Raw genomic sequence first — 21,618 nt, forward strand, 5'->3', positions numbered from 1 at the left:
CTACATCCCTGACGAGCTTTTTTCCCAACACCTGAAAGACCATGCGCGCGGAAATCGAACGCCTTGTCGAAGAGATCAAGCAGTCAGTCGGGCTGCTGAGGAGGCATCTTTGACGTCGATCAATCGACGGCACGCCTCGCTGAGCTGAACAAGCTCGCTGAAGACCCCAATCTCTGGAACGATCCCCAGAAAGCCCAGCGGCTGATGCAGGAGCGTACCTCACTGGAGGATTCGCTCTCCGGCATCGGCAAGGTCGAGCGCGAGCTCGAGGACCAGGTCGGCATGATCGAGCTCGGCGAGGCCGAGAACGATGCGGGCGTGGTCGCGGAGGCCGAGAAGGCGCTCAAGGACCTCAAGAAGGAGGTCGCCCGGCGCGAGCTCGAGGCGCTGCTCTCGGGTGAGGCCGACAAGTTCGATTCCTATCTCGAAGTCCATGCCGGTGCTGGCGGCACCGAGAGCCAGGACTGGGCGCAGATGCTGTTGCGCATGTACACGCGCTGGGCGGAGAAGCACGGCTTCAAGATCGAGTATCTCGAAGAGTCACAGGGCGAAGAGGCCGGCATCAAGTCGGCCACCATCCAGATCTCCGGCCACAATGCCTATGGTTGGCTGAAGACCGAGGCCGGCGTGCATCGCCTGGTGCGGATCTCGCCGTTCGATTCCAACGCGCGGCGGCACACCTCGTTCTCGTCGGTGCAGATTTTCCCTGTCATCGACGACTCGATCAAGATCGAGATCAAGGAAAGCGACGTCCGCACCGACACGATGCGATCGGGCGGCGCCGGCGGTCAGCACGTCAACAAGACCGAGTCGGCGGTGCGGTTGACGCATATTCCGACCGGCATCGCGGTGGTCTGCCAGGCCGGCCGCTCCCAGCACAAGAACCGGGCGCAGGCCTGGGACATGCTGCGCGCGCGGCTGTACGAAATCGAGCTGAAGAAGCGCGAGGAGCAGGCCGCCGCCGATCAGGCCGCCAAGACCGATATCGGCTGGGGCCACCAGATCCGCTCCTACGTCTTGCAGCCCTACCAGATGGTGAAGGATCTGCGCACGGGGGTGCAGACCTCCGACACGTCGGGCGTGCTCGATGGCGATCTCGATGAATTCATGGCGGCAACGCTGGCGCAACGTGCCTTCGGCACCGGGCCGGGCTCCGTCGAGGATGTGGATTAAGCCATGCCGCGCGTCGCTTTCATCGGATTGGGACGCATGGGCCACGGCATGGCCGGCCGCTATCTCGATGCGGGCTTCACGGTCGCGGTGTGGAACCGGAGCAAGGCCAAGGCCGAGGACCTGATCGCGCGCGGCGCGATCTGGGCGACCTCGCCGGAGGACGCCGCGATCGACGCCGATGCGGTCATCACGATGGTGGCCGACGATGAAGCCTCGCGCGCGGTCTGGCTGACCAAGGACGGCGCTGCCGCCACCATGAAGGCCGGCACGCTCGCGATCGAGTGCTCTACGGTCTCCTATCAGCACACGCTCGATATGGCGCGCGAGCTGCACAGCCGCGGCCTGGTCTATATCGATTGTCCCGTCACCGGGCTGCCGGAGGCGGCGGCCGCCGGCAGGCTGACGCTGCTGGTCGGCGCCGATCCGGCCGACCTCGAACGGGCGCAACCGTTCCTCGCGCCGATCGGCAGCACGATCCGTCATTTCGGCCCGGTCGGCACCGGCACCGTGTTCAAGCTGATCAACAACCTGATCGGCGCGGTGCAGATCGCAAGCCTCGCCGAGGGCGTTGCGATCGCCGAGCAGGCGGGCCTCGATATGAAGCTGGTGGCCGAAGCGCTGGCGACCGGCGCGGTGGCGAGCCCGCAGGTGATCCGCCACAGCAAGCGGATGATCGACCGCAACTTTTCCGGCGCGTCGTTCACCGCGGCGCTGCGCCACAAGGATGCCGACTATGCCGTGCGGCTGGCCGAGACGCTGTTGCCGGGCGTGCCCGTGAGCCGCGCCGCGCTCACCGCCTACGACAGGGCCAAGGCCCATGCGCCCGACGGTGACGAAGGCCAGATGATCGAGATCGTGTCGCGGCCGAAATAGGCGGGCCAGCAATTCACGGAAATCGGGTGGCCATTGTGGCTCGGTGCCGCTAGAGCGTTTTCGAGCGAAGTGGATACCGGTTCGCGTGTAGAAAACGCGTCAAGACAAGAACCTAGAGCCCCGTTCCGATTTCATCGGAGCGGGAAAGGCTCGAGGCATCTACGCCAGCGCAGATGAGTGCCTGCCATGCCTTCCGCCGACAACAGGATCGATCGCCGCGACTGGGGGCTGCTCGGTTTGCTGTCGGTGCTCTGGGGCGGCTCGTTCTTCTTCAATGGCGTGATCCTGCGCGAATTGCCGCCGCTGACGCTGGTGCTGCTGCGCGTGGCGCTCGGCACGATCATGCTGCTGCCGTTGCTGCGGGCCAGGAAGATCGAATTTCCGCGCGGCGTTTCGGGATGGGCGCCGTTCTTCGCGATGGGGTTGTTCAACAACGTGCTGCCGTTCTCGCTGATCGTGTTCGGGCAGACCTACATTCCGAGCGGACTGGCCTCGATCCTCAATGCGACGACCCCGTTGTTCGCGGTGGTGATCATGGCGGTGACCGGCGATGAGCGGTTGCAGGCGCGCCGCGTCGCGGGAGTGACCGTCGGGCTGATCGGGGTTGCGATCCTGCATGGCGACGCGCTCGGCTTCGAGAGCCGGCAGGGCATCGGCATCGCGCTGTGCCTTGCGGGCGCCTTCAGCTATGGCATCGCGGCGCTGGTCGGGCGGCGGCTGCCGCAGCGCGTGCCGCCGCTCGGGACCGCGGCGTTCCAGATGATGGCCTCCAGCGTGATGATGGCCCCCGTCGCCGCGGTGGCCGACAAGCCGTGGCTGCTGCCGATGCCGCATGCGACGACATGGCTCGCGGTGCTCGGGCTCGCGGCGCTGTCGACCGCACTGGCCTACATCGTGTTCTTTCAGATCCTGCAACGCTCGGGCGCGACCAATGTGATGCTGGTGACGCTGTTGATCCCGGTCACCGCTATGCTGCTCGGGTATCTCGTGCTCGGCGAACCGGTCTCGTGGCGGGAGGTGACCGGTGCGCTTGTGATCGCGAGTGCACTGCTCTTGATCGACGGACGCGTGCTGATCTGGTTCAGCCGCGCGCCTGCTTCCACTCCGCATACCAGCCGGTGAAACGACCGCTGTCGCGCTCGCCGCCGTGCCAGGCGGCATAGGCGGTGCCGTCGTCGGCGACCAGCACCACGGCATCGAGGCCCTTCGAGCGTCGCAGCGTGTCCATCGCCTGGGCCGGCGTCTGCGCGATCGGCCCCGCGACGTTGAACGAGGTGTTGACCGACATCTCGACGCCGATATGGCGGCCGAGCGCCTTCAGATAGGCGTAGGTGAGGGGATCGTCCGCCTCGCGGACGATCTGGATGCGCCCGGTGCCGTCGGCGTGCACCACGGCTGGAATCCTCGCGCGTGCCTCCGGCTTCGAATGGGCCGTGAGCACCATGTAGTTGTAGGCGTTGTAGTCGTCGTCGGACGCGCCGTCCTCCAGCTCGAAATAGTCGCGCGCCGCTTGCAGCGTCGCCATCGGCGCCAGCGGGCGGATCGCCTCGCGGTACTTGACGCGCTCGTTGAGCCGCTCGCGCACCTCGGGATCGCAGGGATTGGCGAGGATCGAGCGATGACCGAGCGCGCGCGGGCCGGTTTCGGCCGCACCCTGATAGATCGCGATCACGCCGCCTTGCGCCACCATGGAGGCCATCAGGTCCGCGATCGCATCGCGCCCCTCTGATGTCGCAACGTTGCCGATCACGGACGAGGCGACATCGTCGGTGTTGAGTGCCGCGGTGATGTCGGCGTTGGAAGGCGGCAGGCCGCAGTAGAATGCGTGCGACAGCGGCGCGCCGCGCGGTGCGCCCGCCAGATGCGCGAACAGCCACGCCGCGCCGATCGGCACGCCGGGATCGCCGGGAACCGGCGGCACCCACATATGCAGCCGCGTCTTGCGCTGCTGCGCCTGTTCGAACCACGCCTCGTCGAAATGCTCGAGCAGCCGCATATTGCCGAGTGCATTCAGCGCCACGCCGCCGGTTAATACGAGGCGATCGGTACCCGTGATGCGCAGCAGATGATCGATGACGTGGATCATTGCGTCCTCGAACACCAGTTGCGTCGCGGCCGCCTTGTCGACGCGGTCCTTGGTGTCGGGACGGTGATGGATGTCCTCGACGCGCAGCACCGCGTCGGGATTCCACAGCTGGTCCGGCCGCAGCGGCGGGCCGAGGATGTCGATCAGCGGCTGCTTGTAGGGATTGTCGGCGGGATCGGCATACCAGTTGGCCATCGCGCGATTGAGCAGCACGGTGCCGTCGGGCCCGAGTTGCAGCACGTCCTTCAGGCGCGCGTAATAAGGATTGGTGGCGCGGTTCATGTCGCCCCAGGCGGCGGCGCCCATGTAGCGGCCTTCGCTGGAGAGCCAGGTCCAGCCGCCCTGGCTCGACGAGATCACGGTGTAGAAGGCGCCGAGCGAATCGAACAGGCTATCGTTGCAATAGAGCTGCTTCATCTCGCCGTTCTCGGCGACATAGAGCGAGATCGAGCCGACATCGCCGGTGCCGTCGAGCACCGCAATCGCAACACGCTCGCGGATATCGGCAAACGGCGAGGCCGTGAACGAGTACCAGGCGTGATTGTCGTGATGCGGCATGCAGATCAGCGGCAGCTGCTCGCCGAGCCCATACATTTTCGCAAGCTTGCGCGAGATGCGCCTCACCTGGTCCATCTGGCGCAAATTGATCGCGGGCGCGATCGGCGCGCGCAGCAATTTGATACTGGCCGGGGCTTCCTCGAACGAAGTGCGGATCAGCATCGCCATCAGCGCCGGATAGTCCCACGTGGTGACGAAGGCTGCGATGTCGCCGATGTCGCGCCCCATCCGCTGCAACACCTTGCGCATGTCGTCGAGCGCATGCTGCGGGAATTCGTTGGTGTGCTTGTTGCCGGAGAAGCGCTCTTCCTCGTTGTTGACGATCAGGCGTGGGCCGTCCTTCTGGGTGACCTCGACCAGCGCGACGCCGGTGTTGTGCGTGCCGGGGCAGGCGAGGCCAGCGATGTAGATGGTCTCGCCGCGTCGCAATCGCTCGCGGATCGAGGCGATCGTGCGCTGCGCGAATTCACCATTGGCCTTGTGCAGGCCAAGCTTGGCCATCGCACGTTCGCTGAGGCGGCGCGTGATCTCATAGCCCGCAGCCGCCAAACGCGGATGCCGCGGACCGGTACGAATGTCCGGTTTACGCAATCAGAACGCCTCGACTCGTGATCCCCAGATCGACCTTCAATCATAAATAGCGCCAGGCAACAATGCCGTTTCGCCCAACGAAAAAACCCGGCGCTTGCCAGCATATGCGTCTCTTGCGAGACTTGTCGCCAAAACCAACGACAAAAATCGGGAGAAAAACGATGCCGGTTCGTTCTGGATATATTGGCGCCATCGCGGCGTTCGCAAGTGCCGCATTGATCGCGACCTCGGCGTATGCGCAGAAGAAATACGATCCCGGCGCCACCGATGGCGAAATCAAGATCGGCAACATCATGCCGTACAGCGGCCCGGCGTCGTCCTACGGCGTGATCGGCAAGACCGAGGCCGCGTTCTTCAAGATGATCAACGAGCAGGGCGGCATCAACGGCCGCAAGATCAACTTCATCAGCTATGACGATGCCTATTCGCCGCCGAAGGCGATCGAGCAGGCGCGTAAGCTGGTCGAGAGCGACGAGGTGCTCCTGATCTTCCAGCCGCTCGGCACGCCATCCAACTCGGCAATCATGAAATACATGAATGCCAAGAAGGTGCCGCAATTGTTCGTTGCGTCCGGTGGCACCAAATTCGGCGATCCGAAGAACTTTCCCTGGACCATGGGGTTTCAGCCCAACTACCAGAGCGAGGGACGGATCTATGCGAAATATATTCGCGACAAATTCCCAACCAGCAAGATCGCGGTGTTTTGGCAGAATGATGACGCCGGCAAGGATCAGTTCAAGGGCTTGAAGGACGGGCTCGGCGACAAGGTCGGCATGATCGTCGCCGACAAGTCCTACGAGGTCTCCGATCCCTCGATCGATTCGCAGATCGTCGCGCTGCACGATTCGGGTGCCGATATCTTCTTCTCATGGGCCGCACCGAAGGGATCGGCCCAGGCGATCCGCAAGGTCGGCGAGCTCGGCTGGAAGCCGAAGTTCTTCCTCGCCAACACCGCGACCTCGGTGGCTTCGGTGCTGAAGCCGGCCGGGCTCGACTATTCCAAGGGCATCATCTCGACGGCCTATCTGAAGGACCCGACCGATCCGACCTGGGACAAGGACCCGGCCGTGCAAAGCTGGCGCGCCTTCATGGACAAATATTATCCCGACGGCGACAAGGCCAATGCCAACAACCTCTATGGCTATGTGCAGGCGGAGGCCATGGTGCAGGTGCTGAAGCAATGCGGCGACATTCTCACGCGCGAAAACGTGATGAAGCAGGCCGCAAATTTGAAGAACTTCCACTCCGACCTGATGCTGCCCGGCATCATGGTCAACACCTCGCCGGACGACTATTTCCCGATCGAACAGATGCAGCTGATGCGGTTCAACGGCGAGGCCTGGGAGCTGTTCGGCGACGTCATCACGGGTGAGGTCGGGCATGAGGCGGCGCGGTAGGGCGTTGCCGCCCCTGGCGACCAGTTCTGCTCGTCATTCCGGGGCAGCCCGAAGGGCTGAGCCCGGAATCCATCGGGCTCCAGAACGAGTGGCGGAATGGATTCCGGGCTCTCGCTTCGCGAGCCCCGGAATGACGTTGAACGAAACTCCGTATTGTCTAGTCCGCTTCAATCCGAGTGAGGCGGAGACAGTATCCTCTCCGTCCGGCGAGCGCGCAGCGCCATGCCGCCGGCGACGCCGACGCCGATCACATACATCCAGCCCTCGTGGAAATCGGACAGGTGCGAGTTCAACAGCGAACTCGTGATGTTCTGCGCGACGGTTGCGAGCCCGATCCAGGTCACGAGATCGCGGCCGGCGAACAGGCTAACGTGGCTGTACCACATGGCACAGAGCAGCAGCACGCCGATCAGTCCCCACTGGATCGCGACGTTGAGGGTCTGGTTGTGCGGGTTGTTGATCACTTCGGCCTGCAGGCCGCTCTGCCCGACCGCATCCACCGTGAACATGTGCTTGATCGAGCCGGTGCCGTGCCCGAACAAGGGCGCCGTGGCGATGAACTTCATCGACTTCCGCCAATAGGTCAGGCGCTGCGCCGTGGAGGCGATACCCGAAGTGTCGTGCGCGCGATACTCGATGCCGACGTCGGCGATGCGTTGGCGGAGATAGGGCGAGGTGGTCCAGACCACGAGGCTCGCGACCGCAACTCCGGCGAACAGCAGCCGGGTGGCGCGCCGCGACAAATGCAGCGCGGCGAACAGGATCAGCAGCACCGGCATGTAGACCAGCGCGGTCCGCGCCGAGACGACGTAGAACATGTTGGCGACGAACAGCAGGATGAGCGCGAGCGCGCCGGCCGCGATGCGCCATTGCTTGGCCCGCAGCGCCGTCAACGCCGGCAGCGCCAGCGCGAAAGCGCACAGCGCGAACTCCTGGCTCTGGTCGACGTAGTTCTTCACCGGCACGCCGGCGGATACCGTGTGCGCGAACCTGAGCTGCGGCAGCGCGAGCACGATCCAGGACAGGATCATCACCAGCGTGCACGAGACCAGGAACGCGGTGAACACCCAGATCCCGCGCTGCGAGCGCTGGAAGTAGCCGAGCAGGAACGGCAGCAACAGCAGCTTGCTGAGCGGCTTGATGCCGTGCAGCCGTTCGGCCCAATCCGCCGCCGACCAGGCGACCCCGACCAGCGCGAGCGCGACGAGCGCAATCGGCAAGCCAACGGCCGGCCGCGCGAGGTCGAGCACGAACTGCTCCCAGTCGATGGTCGGGATCACGGCGACCAGCCAGAGCAACATGAACACCGCGAGCGCCGTCGTCGACCACGGCAGGGAAGCCGCGGCCGCTATGATCAGGATGTCGGTCGCGCGGGCATAGGCGGCTGAAGCGGACCAGGCACGGACGCGATCGCGCCACATCGCCGGTGCGACGGTGGAGCCAATCGCCTCGGATTCGCTGCTCATGATCGTTCACATGCCGTGCGCGGTGGCGCCGTTGAACGCCGCCACCGGGACCGACAGTGCCGGCGCGGGGGCAGCGCCTTCCGCGACGACCCGGTGGGACAGCAGATCGCGCGCCTGGGTGTGGTGGCCGAAACGCTCGGCGAGATCGGTCCGGCGCTCGCGGATGCGGTCGCGCCATTGCTGCTGTTGCGCCAGCACGCGGGTGACCGAAGCGCAGATCTCCTCGATCGAGAACGGGTCGAAATAGTCGGCAAGCTCGCCCGCGACCTCGCGGAATACGGCAATGTCCGAGCACAGCACCGGCGTGTTGGCCGCCAGCGCCTCGATGATCGGCACGCCGAAGCCTTCGGCGAGGCTCGGCATGATCAGGCCGTGGGCTTCGGCGATCAGCGCGGCCTTCTCATGCTCCTCGACATAGCCGGAGAAGCGGACGTTGGGCGGTGCATTGCGCGTCAGGCGCGGGTCGCCGGTGTAGCCGATCACGACCAGGTCGGCCTGCGGCAGCTTGCGAAAGGCGCGGATCACCGCAGCGAGGTTCTTGCGCGGCTCGGCCGAGACGATCACGACGAAATAGGGGCGCCCGCTGCCGGCTCCTGCCGCCAGCGGCGGCGCCGACGCCTCGAACCGGGTGCGGGGATAGACCACCCGTGCCGGCAGATGCGCGAATTGCGGAAGCAGGGCGCGGAAGCGACCCAGACTGTAGTTCGAGACGAAGGCGAGCTCGTCGGCCTGATGCAGGCTGGTGAACAGGCGCGACAGGAACAGCCGCGTCGCGACGTCGCTGAGCTTGAGATCGGTCAGCGGCAGCAGATCGTGCACGACGCAGATCACCTTGGCGCCGTGCTTGCGCTGGATCGCGACCCGCGTCGGCGTGTCGACCAGAATGACGTCGTAGCCGCGCGCGTCGATCCGCGGCGGCGGCAGCCGCAGCAGCGCCGACGTGTCCTGATAGCTGTAGAAGCCGGGCTCCAGCAGGAAGTCGCCGAACAGCCTGAGATGCCGCAGGTCGGTCGGGACGTATTCGAGGCCGTCGGCGTGGTTCTCGATCAGGCTGACGCTGGCCGGCAGCACATGCAGCGCGCGCAGGAAGCTGACGGCGAATTCCAGCGAGGTGGCCGCGCGGAGCTTGCCGCGGAACCAGTCGATGGTGCGGCGCAGCCCGCCGCTGCTGCGCATGACGGGCGCGTTCATGTCGGCCTCGTCGAGGAAACGATAGAGCGCGAGCAACTCGATCAGCCGCGAACCGTCGGGCAGCAGGCGGGTGCGTTGCTGGCGGCGGCGTAGCTTGCGATAGCGGCGCGTGGTCTCGACCAGCAGCGTCAGTTCGTGACCGTCGCCGGCCAGCGAGCGGATCAATTCCCGCGTGAAATGGAAGATGCCGCGCTTGTGGTTGGGTTCGCCGAGCGCCTCGCTGACGACCAGGATCTTTGTCATGCGCTGATTTCTCTGAGCTCGAGGTGATGCGGGACGGGCGGATCCAGCGCAACCATGCTGGCGATGCGGCCGTGATCGAGATTGATGATGCTGGTGCAGGTCCGGCGCAGCAGCGCGTGATCGTGCGAGGCGATGATCACGACCGCGGCGCTCTCGACCATCTTGCGCAGCCGCCGCTCGGCCTTGGCCGAGAAATTCTCGTCGACCACGCTGAGCCATTCGTCGAGCAGCAGGATGTCGGCGGGAAACGCCGTCGCGGTCGCGAACAGCACGCGCATCAGCATGCCCGAGGAGAACATCCGCAGCGGTAACCGCTGCATGCGCTCCTCCAGCTCGGTGAAGGCCCAGATCTCCTCCAGGATCGCCGGCGTCGGCTTGCGTCCCGAGATCCGCAGCAGCAGGTTGATGTTGTCGGCGGCGACGAAATCGAGATTGACGCCGGCGCCGAGGCCGAGCAACGGCACGATATTGCCCGATATCTCGACCTTGCCGCTGGTCGCCGGGAATACGCCGGCGATCAGCCGCAGCAAGGTCGATTTGCCGGAGCCGTTCGGGCCGGCGAGGCCGATGCGCGCGCCGGCCTTCGCCTCGATCGAGATGTTGTCGACCGCGCGGATGCTGCGCATCTCGCTGGCCTGGCGGAACAGGCGCCCGAGCAGGCGGCGCTTCAGCGAAAAGTCGTAGGCGCCGTACAGCGGATAGTCGAGGCAGACGTCGCGGAGATGGATGCTTGCCATGTGTGCTAGATCCAGAATGCCGCTTTGCGCAGATGGGCGATGGTGACCGTCGCGGCGACCGTGAGCGCGGCGAGGCAGGCCAGCACATAAGCCAAGCTGGTCATCGCGACGTGGCCTGAGGCCAGCGGGTCGCGCCAGATCGCGAACAGATGGGTCAGCGGATTGAGCCGCATCACGGTGGAGCCGCGATCGATCATCTCGGGTGTCCAGATGATCGGCGAGGCCAGGAATGCCAGCGTCAGCGACGACTCGATGATCGGCTTGATGTCGCGGTAACGCGTCGCCAGCGCGCCGAGCACGAGGCTCAAGGCCATCGTGCACGCGACGAACAGGACGAGGCCGGGCAGGGCGACGATGGCGCCGCCGAGATCCCTCGGCGTCAGTGCGAGCCACAGGATCAGCGGTACGACGGCGTTGTGGGCCGCGAACAGCGCCTGCCGGAAGGTACATTGCAGCAGGAAGATCACCGGCGGCAGCGCGCGGTCCTTGATCAGGCTGGCCGAGCCCTGCAACGCGGTGGTGGCGTCGAGCACGACGCTGTTGAGGAAGGTCCAGGCGGTCAGGCTCGCCGCCAGCATCGGTAGCCGCGCCACCGCGCTCGCATTGGAGAGATGGCCGATCACCGAGCCGAGCACGGCCACCATGATCGCCATCTGGATCGACATCCAGAAGGGGCCAAGGAGGGAGCGGACGTAACGATGACGCACGTCGGACCAGGCCAGTGCGGCCGCGATCTGGATCGCGCCGACGAAGCCGGCCGTTTGGGAGCGCGGGCCTGGGGCTGGTGAGCCCGCACCCTTCGCGGCGGCCTCTTCGGTCACGACCTTGCGGTACACTGTCTCAACTCCCTCCTTGAAGGCTGTGTTCGAGTATTTGGTGATGGCGCGATGGCGCGCGGCCTGACCCATGCGGCGGCGCCGTTCGGGATCGTTGATCAGCGTCTCGATGGCGTCGGCGAGCGCGGTGGCGTCGCCGGGCGGCACCGTGATGGCCTCGAGGCCGTCGCGGGCGACATGGGGAACCCCGGTGTCGAGCGCGGTGTTGACGATCGGACGGCTCGCGGCCATCGCCTCGAGCTGCGCCAGCCCGAAGGTCTCCGCGTTGGTCACCGACGGCATCACGAAGACGTCGGCGATGCGCAGCAGCTTGACGCGCTCGCTCTCGGACACCGAGCCGAGCAGGCGGACACGGTCCTGCAAACCGTAGTCGCGGATCAGCCGTTCGAGATTGTCGCGCTCGCGGCCCTCGCCGACGATCCAGACCTCGAAATTGCGCGCATGGGCCGATCGCACCAGCACGTCGAAGCCCTTGTAGGGCACCAGCCGGCCGCAGGCGAGCACCAGGCGGCCCCGCGTGTTGATGTCGTCGGTCTGCGTGGCCGGCCGGTCGTATTTCGCGACATCGACGCCGAACGAAACGGCGTGGCATTTGTCGGCGAATTCCTGCAACAGCGGCGTGGCTTCGATCAGAACCGGATCGGAGACGATGATCGCAGACGCGCGCCGCAGGGTTCGCCGCATCAACGGCTCGACCAGGAAGCGCAAGGCGGCGTGCGAGACGATATCGGCGTGCCAGTGCACGACCAGCGGACGGGTGCCGCCGAGCCCGAGCGCGAACACCAGGTCGGCGAGCGGGAACGGCGCGTGCAGCGCCAGCAGATCGTGGTCGGCGATGCGCCGCCACAGCCGCCATGGATAGGTCGGCGCCGCCGGCAGCGACAGCACGTCGCCAAACGAGCGCACGCGCTCGACCGCGACGTCATTGACCACGATCTGCCGCTCGCCGCCGGAGCGCGAACACACCAGCACGGCGGCAGAGAAGGTGTCTTTCAGTCCGGCGCAGATGTCGCGGATCACGGTCAACGTGCCGCCGAACAGATCGGGATAGTAGACCTTGAAGATGTGCAGCACCGACGGACGCCGGTCCGGCTCGTTGACGACCATCATGGGCGGCTCGATCCAGATCATGCGGCGTACAGGGCGACGACGAACGGCAGCGCCAGCGCGGCGAAGAACACCAGCGAGCGCAGCAGCGCCGGAAGCACTGGTTCGATCGGGCCGCAAGGCGCCTGCGGCGTGAAGCAGAACGGTGCCTGCGGCGTGAAACGGAGTGTGGTGGCGAACCGACCGGATTCGCGGGCCGAACGAACGGACATTGCGTCGGATTCCCTGCTGAACGAATTCTGGATACGTGGGAAAATTTCACACGTCAATGGCGTCGGACTAAAATGTGGGATTATGTCCCACGTATGGCAGTGGATAACTTTTTTCGAACGGAAGGGAGCTTGTTGCTGCGCGGCAGTTGCGCAGGCACGGTCGCGCGCCCGCAGCGGCGGAGCGCCCGACCGGAAATGCAGCGGTGTCAGACGGAAACGGTCGTGTCGGATTCGGCCGTTCGTTGCAGCAGCAGCCGGATCGCCGGGATGTCGAACTGGATCTTCTCGGCAAGCATCGTCGCGGTCAGGCGCTGGGTGTCCTGCTCGATGACGACGCGCTTGCCACCGTCCGGCGTCAGAGCGATCGAGATCGACCTCGCCCGCGGCTCGGCGACGAGGCCGCCATGGGCGCGGCAGGCATATTCGCCGGCGCGCAGTGCATCGAAACCGAACGCGAGCAGGCGGCCGTAGATGTAGAGCGCGACCAGGTCGGTCTCGTCGAAGCGGCGCGGCGAACCGGGCGTGGTGCCGGGCAGGCACGGATAGGCGCCCGCCATCACTGTCGACACGAAATCCGCGTAGGGGACCTGGGCGGTGCGGCAAGCGTTGGCGAACGCAACGTCGAATCGGTTCGAGGTCATCGGCTATCCACGCCCGGTGCATCTCGCCGCGACGATCGGGAACCGACCTAGCGGCGATTTGTTTGCCATAGGTGGGAAAAAGTCACACGTCAAGAGGGGTGGGATTGTGTCCCACGCGGCGGACGGCTAAAACTTGGGCATGAATGCCAAGGCCCCGAAGTCGAAGCCGGCAGCGCCCGCGCCGATCGCCGCAGCGAAGTTGCAGGCGCCGCTGGCGCGCATGCTGCGCCCGTTGGTGCGGCTTTGCATCCGTGGCGGCATGACGTTCCCGGCGCTGACCCAGTTGTTGCGCGAGCTCTATGTCAACGTTGCCGAGCACGACTTCGCGCTCGAGGGCAAGGAGCAGACCGACAGCCGCGTCAGCCTGTTGACCGGCATCCATCGCAAGGAGGTGGCACGGCTGCGCGGCGCGGGCGCGCCGGTCAACGTGGTGCCGGCGACGCTGTCGCGCACCAGCGCGATCATCGCACGTTGGCTGGCCGCGCCCGAATTCACCGATGCCAAGGGCGATCCGCTGGCGCTGCCGCGCACCGCTGACGGCGGCGCACCGTCGTTCGAGACGCTGGTCGAATCGATCACCAAGGACGTGCGGCCGCGCGCGGTGCTGGACGAATGGCTCGACCGCAAGCTCGTCACCATCAATGACGACGACGAGATCGTGCTGGTCGAGGAGGCGTTCGTGCCGCATGGCGACGACGATCGCAAATGGCACTATCTCGGCCGCAACCTGCACGACCATGTCGCGGCCGCCGAGATGAACGTATCCTCGGCGGCGCCGCGCTTCCTGGAGCGCGCGGTGCATTACGACGGACTGTCGGCCAAGCTGGCGAAGCGGCTCGAGGGCCGCTCGCGCGAGCTCGCGATGGAGGCGCTGAAGGTCGCCAACCGCGAGGCCAACCGCGCCCTGGCCAAGGACAAGGGCGGCGACTATCGCTGGAATTTCGGCATCTACATCTATCGCGAGGGCCCCGACGGCCCGGTCGATGACGATGCAGACGAAGGCGGTGCGTCGTGAAGCGGCCGCCCGTGATCTCGCGCCGCGCGCTGCTCGCGGCATTTTGGCTCGCCGGAACGTCGCTGGCCGGCGCCCAGGTCAGGAAGCGCGGCAACGATCAGGGCATCGGCGGCACCGGGATCACCGGCTCCGACCAGGGGATCGGGGGCACCGGCATCGTCGGCGTGATCCAGAAATTCGGCTCGATCTATGTCAATGGCGAGCGCGTCGCCTATGCGGCCGACGTGCCGGTCCGGATCGACGGCGAGGCGGCGAGCGCGAAGGCGCTGCGAATCGGCCAACTTGCGCGGGTGGTGGCGGAGCGCGGTGCCGGCGGCACGCTGTCGACCAAGCGGATCGACGTGACCAGCGAAGTCACCGGTCCAATCGAGCACGCGAAACCGGGCGAACTCACCGTGCTCGGCCAGAAGGTCGCCTGGAATGGCCACGAGAGCTGGCTGAAGCCCGGCGCGCAGGTCGCCGTGTTCGGACTGCGCCGCAACGACGGCGTGGTCGTCGCCAGCCTGGTGCAGGAGCGTCATGACGCGGCGATGCGCGTCGCCGGACCGCTGGAGCGCGACCGTGCCGGAACGTTGCGGATCGGCGAGCTCAAGCTCGCCGGCGTCGACGCGGCGCTGGTCGGACAGCGCGTGCAGGCCGAGGGCCATGTTGCGCAGGGCGTGATGCAGGTCTCGCGCAGCCGCGCCGACGACTTCTCCGATCTCACCGGCGCGAAGCGGCTGTTGATCGAAGCCTATGTGCGGCGGGTCGGCAATGATCTGCAACTCGGCTCCGGCTTTGTCGCGCGCGACCACTCGCGTTTCTCGCCGGCGGCCGACACCCGCGTCGTCGTCAATGCCCAGCTCTCGGGGCCGCGCGAGTTGCGCGTCGAATCGGTGCAGTCGGTCGGCAAGTTCCCGGGCTCGTCGGTGCGCAGCCCCGGCACGCCCGGTCGCGGCTCAGGCGGCGGATCCGCGCCGGGAGGCGGACATGGACCGGGCGGACGGGGGGCTCCCGGTGGAGGCGGTCCTGGTGGAGGTCCCGGCGGTGCGCCCGGTCAGTCCGGCGGTTTGACGCCGGGCGGCGGTCCCGGGCCAAATCCGGCCGGCGGCGGATCGACCGGTCCGGACCTTGGCGGCGGTGGCTTTGGTGGAGCCGGCGGTGGTCCGTTCGGTGGCGGCGGTGGCGGTCCGCTCGGGCCAGGCGGCGGCTTTGGTGGCGGGCCGCCCGGCGGCATGGGCGGCGGCGGACGACGCTGAGTGCCGCAAATCAAATCGGCGCAAGCAAAGCTGCTTGCGCCGGCGTCAGATCGAGTGGCTGAGGATGGAGCTAGCCTGAGCTGAGGCGGATGCCGGCGCGGAGGAAGCGCTGCGGATCGACGGCTTCGCCGTCGATGCGGGTCTCGTAATGCAGATGTGGGCCGGTGGAGCGGCCGGTCGAACCGACGGCGCCGATCACCTGGCCGATCTTGACGTACTCGCCGACCTTGACGCCGATCTCGGAGAGATGGCCGTAGCGGGTCGACAGCCCGTTGCCATGGTCGACCTCGACCATGCGGCCGTAGCCGCCTGCCCAGCCCGCCGACACCACCTTGCCGTTGGCGGTGACGCGCACCGGATCGCCTTGCGCGGCGCGGAAGTCGAGCCCGGTGTGCATCGCCGGCCGCCCGAGGAACGGATCGGTGCGGACGCCGAAGCCGCTGGTGAATTCGACCTCTCCGACGACCGGCTTGCGGTAGGGCACCAGCGCCAGTGTCTGGTTCAGTCGCTGCATCTGCGCGCGATTGATATTGATGCGGTAGAGCTGGCGCTCGAACGGACCGGCGTCGGGCGCGAGCTTCACCGGAACGAACGGACCGCCCATGCCGGAGCGCGGCGTCGCGGCTTCGAGCTGTGACATGTTGAGGCCGAGATCGCTTATCACGCCGCGCATCCGGCGCACCCGTGATTCGATGCCGTCCTCAACCGAGGAGAGCGCCGCGACCTGGCGGCGCTCGACCTGATCAAGCGAGGTCTGTAGACGGACCAGCACGTTGTCGACGCCCTGGGCTTTCGCGAACTGGTTCGGCTGCGTCTTGGCGATCAGCGGTGCGCGCGATTCCAGCCGCGCCTCGCGGTCCGGCGGCGCGACGAAGATCACGGTGTCGCTGATCGGGGAGGGCTTTGGTGTACCGGAGGACGGCGCCGCCTCGGCGCGGCCCTGCGGCTTGATCGATCCGGTTGAGGTGGCGTCGGGCATCGCGCCGAGCGCGGTGGCGCGCGATTCCAGCGTCGACTGCCGCTTCATGATCTGGTCCAGCTTCTGGTCGAACTGCTCCTGGTCGAGCAACTGGCGGCTGGTGGTGCGGTCGACCTTGGCGCGCAGCTCGGAGATGCGGTCCTCGTAGGCGTATTGCATCTCGGCCTGGCGCGCGATCAGGCGCGTCAGCACGTCGTCGCGGAAAGCGAAATAGGTCGCGGTCGCCGCCGACCACATGCCGAGCAGAACGACGGTGCCGACCGCGATCCAGAACACGACCGGCCCGAACCGGACCTGTTTGCCGGCATGAACAATCGTGTAGCCTTCGCCGGATGCCGCCGCGGCCGGTGCCGCATGGTGGGCCACCGGACGACGTGCCGGCGCCCGGCCATGGTCCTGCGGATGATGGTGTCTGTGGTATTCCTGGTGATGACCGGACCGGCTCGACATCGGTACTCCCGCGGCCGGTCGGACCAAGCTCCGTACGGCTAATTTGCGGGGCCGATTTGAGCCCGCCATGGTTAATTTTCAGGAAACGGAACCCCTCCCATCAGAGCGCCCGGGCGGCCTCCAATACCGCCTCGGCGTGCCCGTCGACCTTTACGTGGCGCCAGATGCGGGCGACTTTTCCACTGGAATCGACCAGAACCGTGGTGCGAATAATTCCCATGAAGGTCCTGCCATACATGGATTTTTCGCCCCAGGCACCGTACGCCTCGAGCATCTGATGGGCACCGTCCGAGGCCAGCGGCACCGATAGCTGGTGTTTGTTTCGAAATGACTCCTGCGCCTTAACCGTATCGGCCGAAATGCCGACCACCTCGGCGCCCGCTGCTGCGAACTCGCCCTTGAGCCGGGTGAAGTCGATCGCCTCCCTGGTGCAGCCGGGGGTGTCGGCGCGAGGATAGAAGAACAGCACCAGCTTCTTGCCCGCGTAATCCCTGAGGGAAACGCTGCCGCCGCCATCGCGCGGCAGGTCGAAAGCCGGCGCCGGAGCGCCCTCGGCAAGCGTGACGGCCGACGGCTTGGTCACGGTCGCCGCCGGCTTCGGCTTTAACGGTTTCGATGCCGCCTTGTGCGAGGCTTTTGCTAGAGCACCTGCTGCGGGCTTCGCGTTTGCGGTCTTCTTGGCCTTTGCAGTCTTTTTGGCCGGCTTCTTCGCAACCGTTGTGCGGGTTTTCGTCGCGGACTTCCCAGTGCTTGCGCTTGCGGCGCGCGCAACCTTCGTTGCGACCCGCTTTCCGGTTGTGTTGGAGGATTTCTTGCGCGTTTTCTTGGACATACGCCTTCCTTTCGTCGCTTTCCGACGCTCAATCATTGCGGTATTGCGGGTCTCATCCGTGGTGGCCGGATTCGGGTCGGTCGCTGGGCAAGTTTGATGGCCTCGGAGTATGGTGACAAGGAATTCGACCCGTTACCCGTCCACTTGCTGACTTGGCTTTCGATTAGGTTGTTTGGTCCGTTCTGGGGTCCATCGGCAAGTAACAAGACTAGACGAGGATAGGCGGCGATGCCGGCACAGGAGCGCTCGATACTGATCGACGGGCGTCCTGATGGCGGCGATCAGCTTCGCCGTCAGCACCGAGAGGCAATGGCAAGGAACACGTCGCCGCAGGGTCCAAATCCGCGCGCCGGGTCTGACTTCTCGCAATGGGAAGGCGACGCCGCGTGGGACGAGCAGGATGAGGCTGCGGGCACCCGTGCGCGGCAATTGCTGTCGCGTTCCAACACCAACCTGCATCGGTTCACCGATTTCTGCTCTGGCATGCAGCGCTGGCTGAACGGCGAGCGCTGGCTCCGTCGTATCGGACTGGTTCTCGTGGTGCTGGTCGTGCTGTTCGCGACCTGCTTCGGCGCGCTGTGGTGGCGGCTCGGCGCCGGCCCGATCAATCTCGATCTGGCGACGCCGTGGCTTGCCGCCGCGATCGAGGAAAACATCGGCCACGGCAACACCGTCGAGGTCGGCGGAACGCAGATCGAGCGCGCCGGCCGCGTCAGGGTCGCGGTCCGGATCCGAGACATCATCGTTCGCGACCGCGACCATGCGATCGTGGCGAGTGCGCCGAAGGCCGAGGTGCGGTTGTCGGGCACCGCGCTGCTGATGGGACAGCTGCGGGCGGAGAGCCTCAACCTGGTTGATGCTGAACTGTCGGTGCGGATCACGCCGGACGGCTATGTGACCGTCTCCGCCGGCGATACCGCCAAACCGCTCGCGACCGGCGTTGCCTCCAAGCGCGAGGCCGGCATGCCGCCGACATTCCCGCGCCCAGCGCCTGCCGCGCCGTCGCCGCCCGTTGCTCCCGAACAATCTCAGGCCGCCGCACCCGACACCGCCCAGAACGGACTGCTCGCCGGTCTCGATTGGCTCGACAGCCTGAGCATGACCGGGCTCGACGGCCAGAACCTCAACGAGATCGGCTTGAAGAACGGCAATCTCGTCGTCGACGACCAGCAGCGCGGCAACAAATGGAGTTTTGAGAATATCAGCCTGAGCCTGCGCCGCCCGAGCGGCGGCGGCGTTGCGCTCAGCTTCGGCGAGGAGGGCGCAAAGCCGTGGTCGGTGCGGGTGCTGGTCGGGCCGCAGGCCAACGGCGTGCGCTCGGTCGACATCAAGGCCGACAAGGTCTCGACCAGGAACATCCTGCTGGCGCTGCGAACCAAGGACCTGACCTACACTGCGGACCTGCCGCTATCAGGCGAGCTGAAGGGCGAACTCGGACGCGACGGCCTGCCGACCTATTTCCGCGGCAAGATCAATGTCGGCGCCGGCAACATCATCGACACCGATACGCCCGACTATCCGATGCCGGTCGATTCCGCCGAGATGGGCCTCGAATGGGATTCCGGCCGCCGCGTGCTGCTGGCGCCGATCAAGATCGTCTCGGGCGCCAACCGCATCACGCTGCTCGGCCACCTCGAGCCGCCGAACGACAACGTCACCGATTGGCAGGCCGGGCTGTCGGGCGGCACCATCGTGCTGGCCGGCGGCGACAAGAACGAGGCGCCGCTGATCTTCAACCGCATCAACATCGGCTTCCGCTTCGACACCGACAAGAAGCGCGTGCTGCTGACCCAGGCCGACATCTCCAATGGCGAGATCGGCGTCGCCGGCACCGGCAGCATCGACTATTCCGGCGAGCCGCGGTTGCAGCTCGGCTTCGCCGGCACGCCGATGTCGGCCTCCGCGCTGAAGCGGATGTGGCCGATCATCATCGTGCCGGAGGTGCGCGAATGGGTGCTCGAGCGGATCGACCGCGGCACGCTCCAGCGCATCGACGTCGGCGTCAATTCGCCGGTGCATAATCTGTCCCGCAAGGGGCCGCCGATCCCGGATGACGGCCTCTCGGTCAACATCGTCGCGTCCGGCGTCACGGTGCGCCCGGTCGATCAGATGCCTGCGGTGCATGATGCCGACCTGAAGGCCAGGGTGACCGGCCGCACTGCGACCGTGACCATCAACCAGGGCATCGCCGACACGCCGGCGGGCCGCAAGATCACGATCTCGGATTTCACCTTCGAGGTGCCGGACATGGCGCCGAAGCCGTCGCCCTCGAAGGTCAAGTTCCGGGTCGACTGTCCGGTGCCCGCGGCTGCCGAAATCCTCGCCTCCGACCGGCTCAGCGATCTCTCCGGTCCGCCGATCGATCCCAACGCCAGCAAGGGCAACGTCACGGCGACGATCAATCTCGGCATGCCGGTGAAGGGCGAGCTGACCAAGGCCGACACGCAATATTCCGTCAATGCCGACATCACCGGTGTCGCAGTCGACAAGCTGGTGATGAACCAGAAGCTCGAGGCCAATACGCTGAAGGTGATCGCCAGCAATGCCGGCTTCCAGGTCAAGGGCGACGTCAAGATCAACGGACAGGCGGCTTCGCTCGACTACCGCAAGCCGGCCGAGGGCGATGCCGACGTCAAGCTTCAGGCGACGCTCGATGATGCGGGCCGCGCCCGTCTCGGGCTCGATCTCGGTTCCGCCGTCTCCGGCGCGATCCCGGTCAAGCTGAGCGGCAAGATCGGCAGCGGCGACAATCCCGCCACCAAGATGGGCGTCGAGGCCGACCTGACCCAGCTCAAGCTCGACAATGTCCTGCCCGGTTGGGTCAAGGCGTCGGGCAGGGCCGGCAAGGCGACCTTCAACGTGGTGCCGAAAGGGCAATCGACGCGGTTCGAGGACATCTCGATCGAAGGCAACGGCGTTTCGATCAAGGGCGCGCTCGAGGTCGACCAGAACGGCGACCTCATGAATGCGAACTTCCCGACCTATGCGCCCTCGGAAGGTGACAAGACCTCGCTGCGCGCCGATCGTGGTCCTGACGGCGTGATCAAGGTGACGATGCGCGGCGACGTGTTCGATGGCCGCGGCTTCCTGAAATCGGCGATCTCCGGCCGCGACAGCGATCCCAAGAGCAAGGCCAAGACAACCGATTTCGACGTCGATCTGAAGCTCGGCGCGGTGGCCGGGTTCAACGGCGAGGCGCTGCGCGGCGTCGATGCCAAGATCTCGCGCCGCAACGGGTTCTTCAAGGCGTTCACGCTGAGCGGCAAGGTCGGCCGCGACACGCCTGTTACGGTCGACATGCGCGGACGGCAGCAGGGCCGCGAGGTGATCTATCTGCAGACCAGCGACGCCGGCGCGTTCCTGCGCTTCATCGACACCTATTCGAAGGTGATCGGCGGCCAGCTCACGCTGGCGATGGAGCCGCCGATCCCCGAGCCGAGCCCGAGGGAAGGCCTGATCAACATCACCGGCTTCTCGGTGAAGGGCGAAACCCAGCTCGACCGCGCCGTCGCCGGCGGGCCGGTCAGCACCCAGAACGGCATCGGGTTCGATGCGCTGCGCGCCGAGTTCACCCGCCAGAGCGGCCAGCTCTCGATCCGTAACGGCGTGGTCAAGGGACCGAGCATCGGCGCGACCATCGAGGGCAGCATCGACTATGTCGGCAATCAGGTGCGGATGAACGGCACCTTCATTCCGATGTACGGCTTGAACAACATGTTCGGCCAGATCCCGTTCTTCGGGATTTTCCTCGGCGCCGGCAGCAATGAAGGCCTGATCGGCGTGACCTATGAAGTGGTGGGAACGCCGAGCGCGCCGGTGCTGCGCGTCAACCCGATCTCGGCGCTGGCGCCCGGCCTGACGCGTAAGATCTTCGAGTTCAAGCAATACGGCCCGAACGACCTGCCGACGACGAACAACAATTAGGGCATTGATTGGCGGGAAGAGCGTTCACTTCGACGAGTTCGAACGCAGAACCGTTCACAGCCCGTCGCG

At 66.1% G+C, this 21,618-nt stretch carries 16 protein-coding genes; 7 read left to right on the plus strand and 9 right to left on the minus strand.

Translation table 11 applies throughout. The features are described 5' to 3' along the window. Positions 1 to 41 precede the first annotated feature (41 nt). The 3 genes from prfB to CWS35_RS23120 all read left to right on the plus strand — a co-directional run bounded on the left by prfB (position 42) and on the right by CWS35_RS23120 (position 3,168). Positions 42 to 1,173, plus strand: a protein-coding gene (prfB, locus tag CWS35_RS23110) for a peptide chain release factor 2 (protein ID WP_100555258.1) whose coding sequence is annotated in 2 segments (ribosomal slippage) — positions 42 to 110 and positions 112 to 1,173 — 1,131 coding nt in all. Because the reading frame shifts where the segments join, the coding sequence is not laid out codon by codon here. A 3-nt stretch (positions 1,174 to 1,176) separates the two neighbouring features. Further along, positions 1,177 to 2,046, plus strand: coding sequence for an NAD(P)-dependent oxidoreductase (locus tag CWS35_RS23115; protein WP_024578438.1), 870 nt, complete (start codon positions 1,177 to 1,179; stop codon positions 2,044 to 2,046). A gap of 186 nt (positions 2,047 to 2,232) precedes the next feature. After that, positions 2,233 to 3,168, plus strand: a complete 936-nt coding sequence (locus tag CWS35_RS23120) for a DMT family transporter (protein WP_100953925.1) — start codon at positions 2,233 to 2,235, stop codon at positions 3,166 to 3,168. Here CWS35_RS23120 and CWS35_RS23125 read toward each other — a convergent pair. Beyond that, positions 3,128 to 5,191 carry a carbamoyltransferase C-terminal domain-containing protein gene (locus tag CWS35_RS23125; RefSeq protein ID WP_245438632.1) on the minus strand — a complete coding sequence of 688 codons (2,064 nt, stop codon included), beginning with the start codon at positions 5,189 to 5,191 and terminating at the stop codon, positions 3,128 to 3,130. The genes CWS35_RS23120 and CWS35_RS23125 overlap by 41 nt on opposite strands. Positions 5,192 to 5,442: 251 nt before the next feature. On the opposite strand from CWS35_RS23125, the gene CWS35_RS23130 reads away from it, so the two are divergent. Then, positions 5,443 to 6,678 (plus strand): ABC transporter substrate-binding protein, encoded by a 1,236-nt coding sequence (locus CWS35_RS23130; protein WP_100953929.1) that lies wholly within the window; start codon positions 5,443 to 5,445, stop codon positions 6,676 to 6,678. 167 nt (positions 6,679 to 6,845) lie between these two features. Here CWS35_RS23130 and CWS35_RS23135 read toward each other — a convergent pair whose 3' ends face one another. The 6 genes from CWS35_RS23135 to CWS35_RS23160 form a co-directional block, all read right to left on the minus strand. Continuing rightward, the gene (locus CWS35_RS23135; protein ID WP_100953931.1) at positions 6,846 to 8,144 is read right to left on the minus strand and encodes an O-antigen ligase; all 1,299 of its coding nucleotides are present in this window, start codon (positions 8,142 to 8,144) and stop codon (positions 6,846 to 6,848) included. Between the two features lie 6 nt (positions 8,145 to 8,150). Beyond that, on the minus strand, positions 8,151 to 9,578 hold the full coding sequence (locus tag CWS35_RS23140) for a glycosyltransferase family 1 protein (RefSeq protein WP_168226366.1): 1,428 nt from the start codon (positions 9,576 to 9,578) through the stop codon (positions 8,151 to 8,153). Then, positions 9,575 to 10,315 carry an ABC transporter ATP-binding protein gene (locus tag CWS35_RS23145; protein ID WP_100953933.1) on the minus strand — a complete coding sequence of 247 codons (741 nt, stop codon included), beginning with the start codon at positions 10,313 to 10,315 and terminating at the stop codon, positions 9,575 to 9,577. The genes CWS35_RS23140 and CWS35_RS23145 overlap by 4 nt, the downstream gene beginning before the upstream one ends. Before the next feature lie 5 nt (positions 10,316 to 10,320). Then, positions 10,321 to 12,261: a glycosyltransferase gene (locus CWS35_RS23150; protein WP_100956615.1), complete on the minus strand. Its 1,941-nt coding sequence runs from the start codon at positions 12,259 to 12,261 to the stop codon at positions 10,321 to 10,323. A gap of 17 nt (positions 12,262 to 12,278) precedes the next feature. Beyond that, a complete protein-coding gene (locus CWS35_RS23155; protein ID WP_024578430.1) occupies positions 12,279 to 12,470 on the minus strand; it encodes a hypothetical protein in 192 nt (63 codons plus the stop codon). A 206-nt stretch (positions 12,471 to 12,676) separates the two neighbouring features. Then, positions 12,677 to 13,111 carry a hypothetical protein gene (locus tag CWS35_RS23160; RefSeq protein WP_100953935.1) on the minus strand — a complete coding sequence of 145 codons (435 nt, stop codon included), beginning with the start codon at positions 13,109 to 13,111 and terminating at the stop codon, positions 12,677 to 12,679. 139 nt (positions 13,112 to 13,250) lie between these two features. Here CWS35_RS23160 and CWS35_RS23165 point away from each other — a divergent pair, with 139 nt between their 5' ends. Together CWS35_RS23165 and CWS35_RS39075 are read left to right on the plus strand one after the other, a co-directional pair. Then, positions 13,251 to 14,126, plus strand: a complete 876-nt coding sequence (locus CWS35_RS23165; RefSeq protein ID WP_100953937.1) for a DUF6502 family protein — start codon at positions 13,251 to 13,253, stop codon at positions 14,124 to 14,126. Continuing rightward, positions 14,123 to 15,364, plus strand: a complete 1,242-nt coding sequence (locus CWS35_RS39075; protein WP_157817211.1) for a DUF5666 domain-containing protein — start codon at positions 14,123 to 14,125, stop codon at positions 15,362 to 15,364. The genes CWS35_RS23165 and CWS35_RS39075 overlap by 4 nt, the downstream gene beginning before the upstream one ends. A 70-nt stretch (positions 15,365 to 15,434) precedes the next feature. On the opposite strand, the gene CWS35_RS23175 is transcribed toward CWS35_RS39075, so the two are convergent. Together CWS35_RS23175 and CWS35_RS23180 are read right to left on the minus strand one after the other, a co-directional pair. Beyond that, positions 15,435 to 16,793: a M23 family metallopeptidase gene (locus tag CWS35_RS23175; RefSeq protein ID WP_024578426.1), complete on the minus strand. Its 1,359-nt coding sequence runs from the start codon at positions 16,791 to 16,793 to the stop codon at positions 15,435 to 15,437. Between the two features lie 100 nt (positions 16,794 to 16,893). Then, positions 16,894 to 17,625 (minus strand): peroxiredoxin, encoded by a 732-nt coding sequence (locus CWS35_RS23180; protein ID WP_100953939.1) that lies wholly within the window; start codon positions 17,623 to 17,625, stop codon positions 16,894 to 16,896. 228 nt (positions 17,626 to 17,853) lie between these two features. On the opposite strand from CWS35_RS23180, the gene CWS35_RS23185 reads away from it, so the two are divergent. Continuing rightward, positions 17,854 to 21,549, plus strand: coding sequence for a DUF3971 domain-containing protein (locus CWS35_RS23185; RefSeq protein ID WP_024578424.1), 3,696 nt, complete (start codon positions 17,854 to 17,856; stop codon positions 21,547 to 21,549). Positions 21,550 to 21,618 lie beyond the last annotated feature (69 nt).

The organism is Bradyrhizobium sp. SK17 (assembly GCF_002831585.1).
Lineage (GTDB): Bacteria > Pseudomonadota > Alphaproteobacteria > Rhizobiales > Xanthobacteraceae > Bradyrhizobium.

Excerpts from the sequence above, each read along its gene's own strand:
- CWS35_RS23115 (WP_024578438.1), top strand. The coding sequence starts at position 1,177 with ATGCCGCGCGTCGCTTTCATCGGATTGGGACGCATGGGCCACGGCATG.
- CWS35_RS23120 (WP_100953925.1), top strand. The coding sequence starts at position 2,233 with ATGCCTTCCGCCGACAACAGGATCGATCGCCGCGACTGGGGGCTGCTC.
- CWS35_RS23125 (WP_245438632.1), bottom strand. The coding sequence starts at position 5,191 with ATGGCCAAGCTTGGCCTGCACAAGGCCAATGGTGAATTCGCGCAGCGC.
- CWS35_RS23130 (WP_100953929.1), top strand. The coding sequence starts at position 5,443 with ATGCCGGTTCGTTCTGGATATATTGGCGCCATCGCGGCGTTCGCAAGT.
- CWS35_RS23135 (WP_100953931.1), bottom strand. The coding sequence starts at position 8,144 with ATGAGCAGCGAATCCGAGGCGATTGGCTCCACCGTCGCACCGGCGATG.
- CWS35_RS23140 (WP_168226366.1), bottom strand. The coding sequence starts at position 9,578 with ATGACAAAGATCCTGGTCGTCAGCGAGGCGCTCGGCGAACCCAACCAC.
- CWS35_RS23145 (WP_100953933.1), bottom strand. The coding sequence starts at position 10,315 with ATGGCAAGCATCCATCTCCGCGACGTCTGCCTCGACTATCCGCTGTAC.
- CWS35_RS23150 (WP_100956615.1), bottom strand. The coding sequence starts at position 12,261 with ATGATGGTCGTCAACGAGCCGGACCGGCGTCCGTCGGTGCTGCACATC.
- CWS35_RS23155 (WP_024578430.1), bottom strand. The coding sequence starts at position 12,470 with ATGTCCGTTCGTTCGGCCCGCGAATCCGGTCGGTTCGCCACCACACTC.
- CWS35_RS23160 (WP_100953935.1), bottom strand. The coding sequence starts at position 13,111 with ATGACCTCGAACCGATTCGACGTTGCGTTCGCCAACGCTTGCCGCACC.
- CWS35_RS23165 (WP_100953937.1), top strand. The coding sequence starts at position 13,251 with ATGAATGCCAAGGCCCCGAAGTCGAAGCCGGCAGCGCCCGCGCCGATC.
- CWS35_RS23175 (WP_024578426.1), bottom strand. The coding sequence starts at position 16,793 with ATGTCGAGCCGGTCCGGTCATCACCAGGAATACCACAGACACCATCAT.
- CWS35_RS23180 (WP_100953939.1), bottom strand. The coding sequence starts at position 17,625 with ATGTCCAAGAAAACGCGCAAGAAATCCTCCAACACAACCGGAAAGCGG.
- CWS35_RS23185 (WP_024578424.1), top strand. The coding sequence starts at position 17,854 with ATGCCGGCACAGGAGCGCTCGATACTGATCGACGGGCGTCCTGATGGC.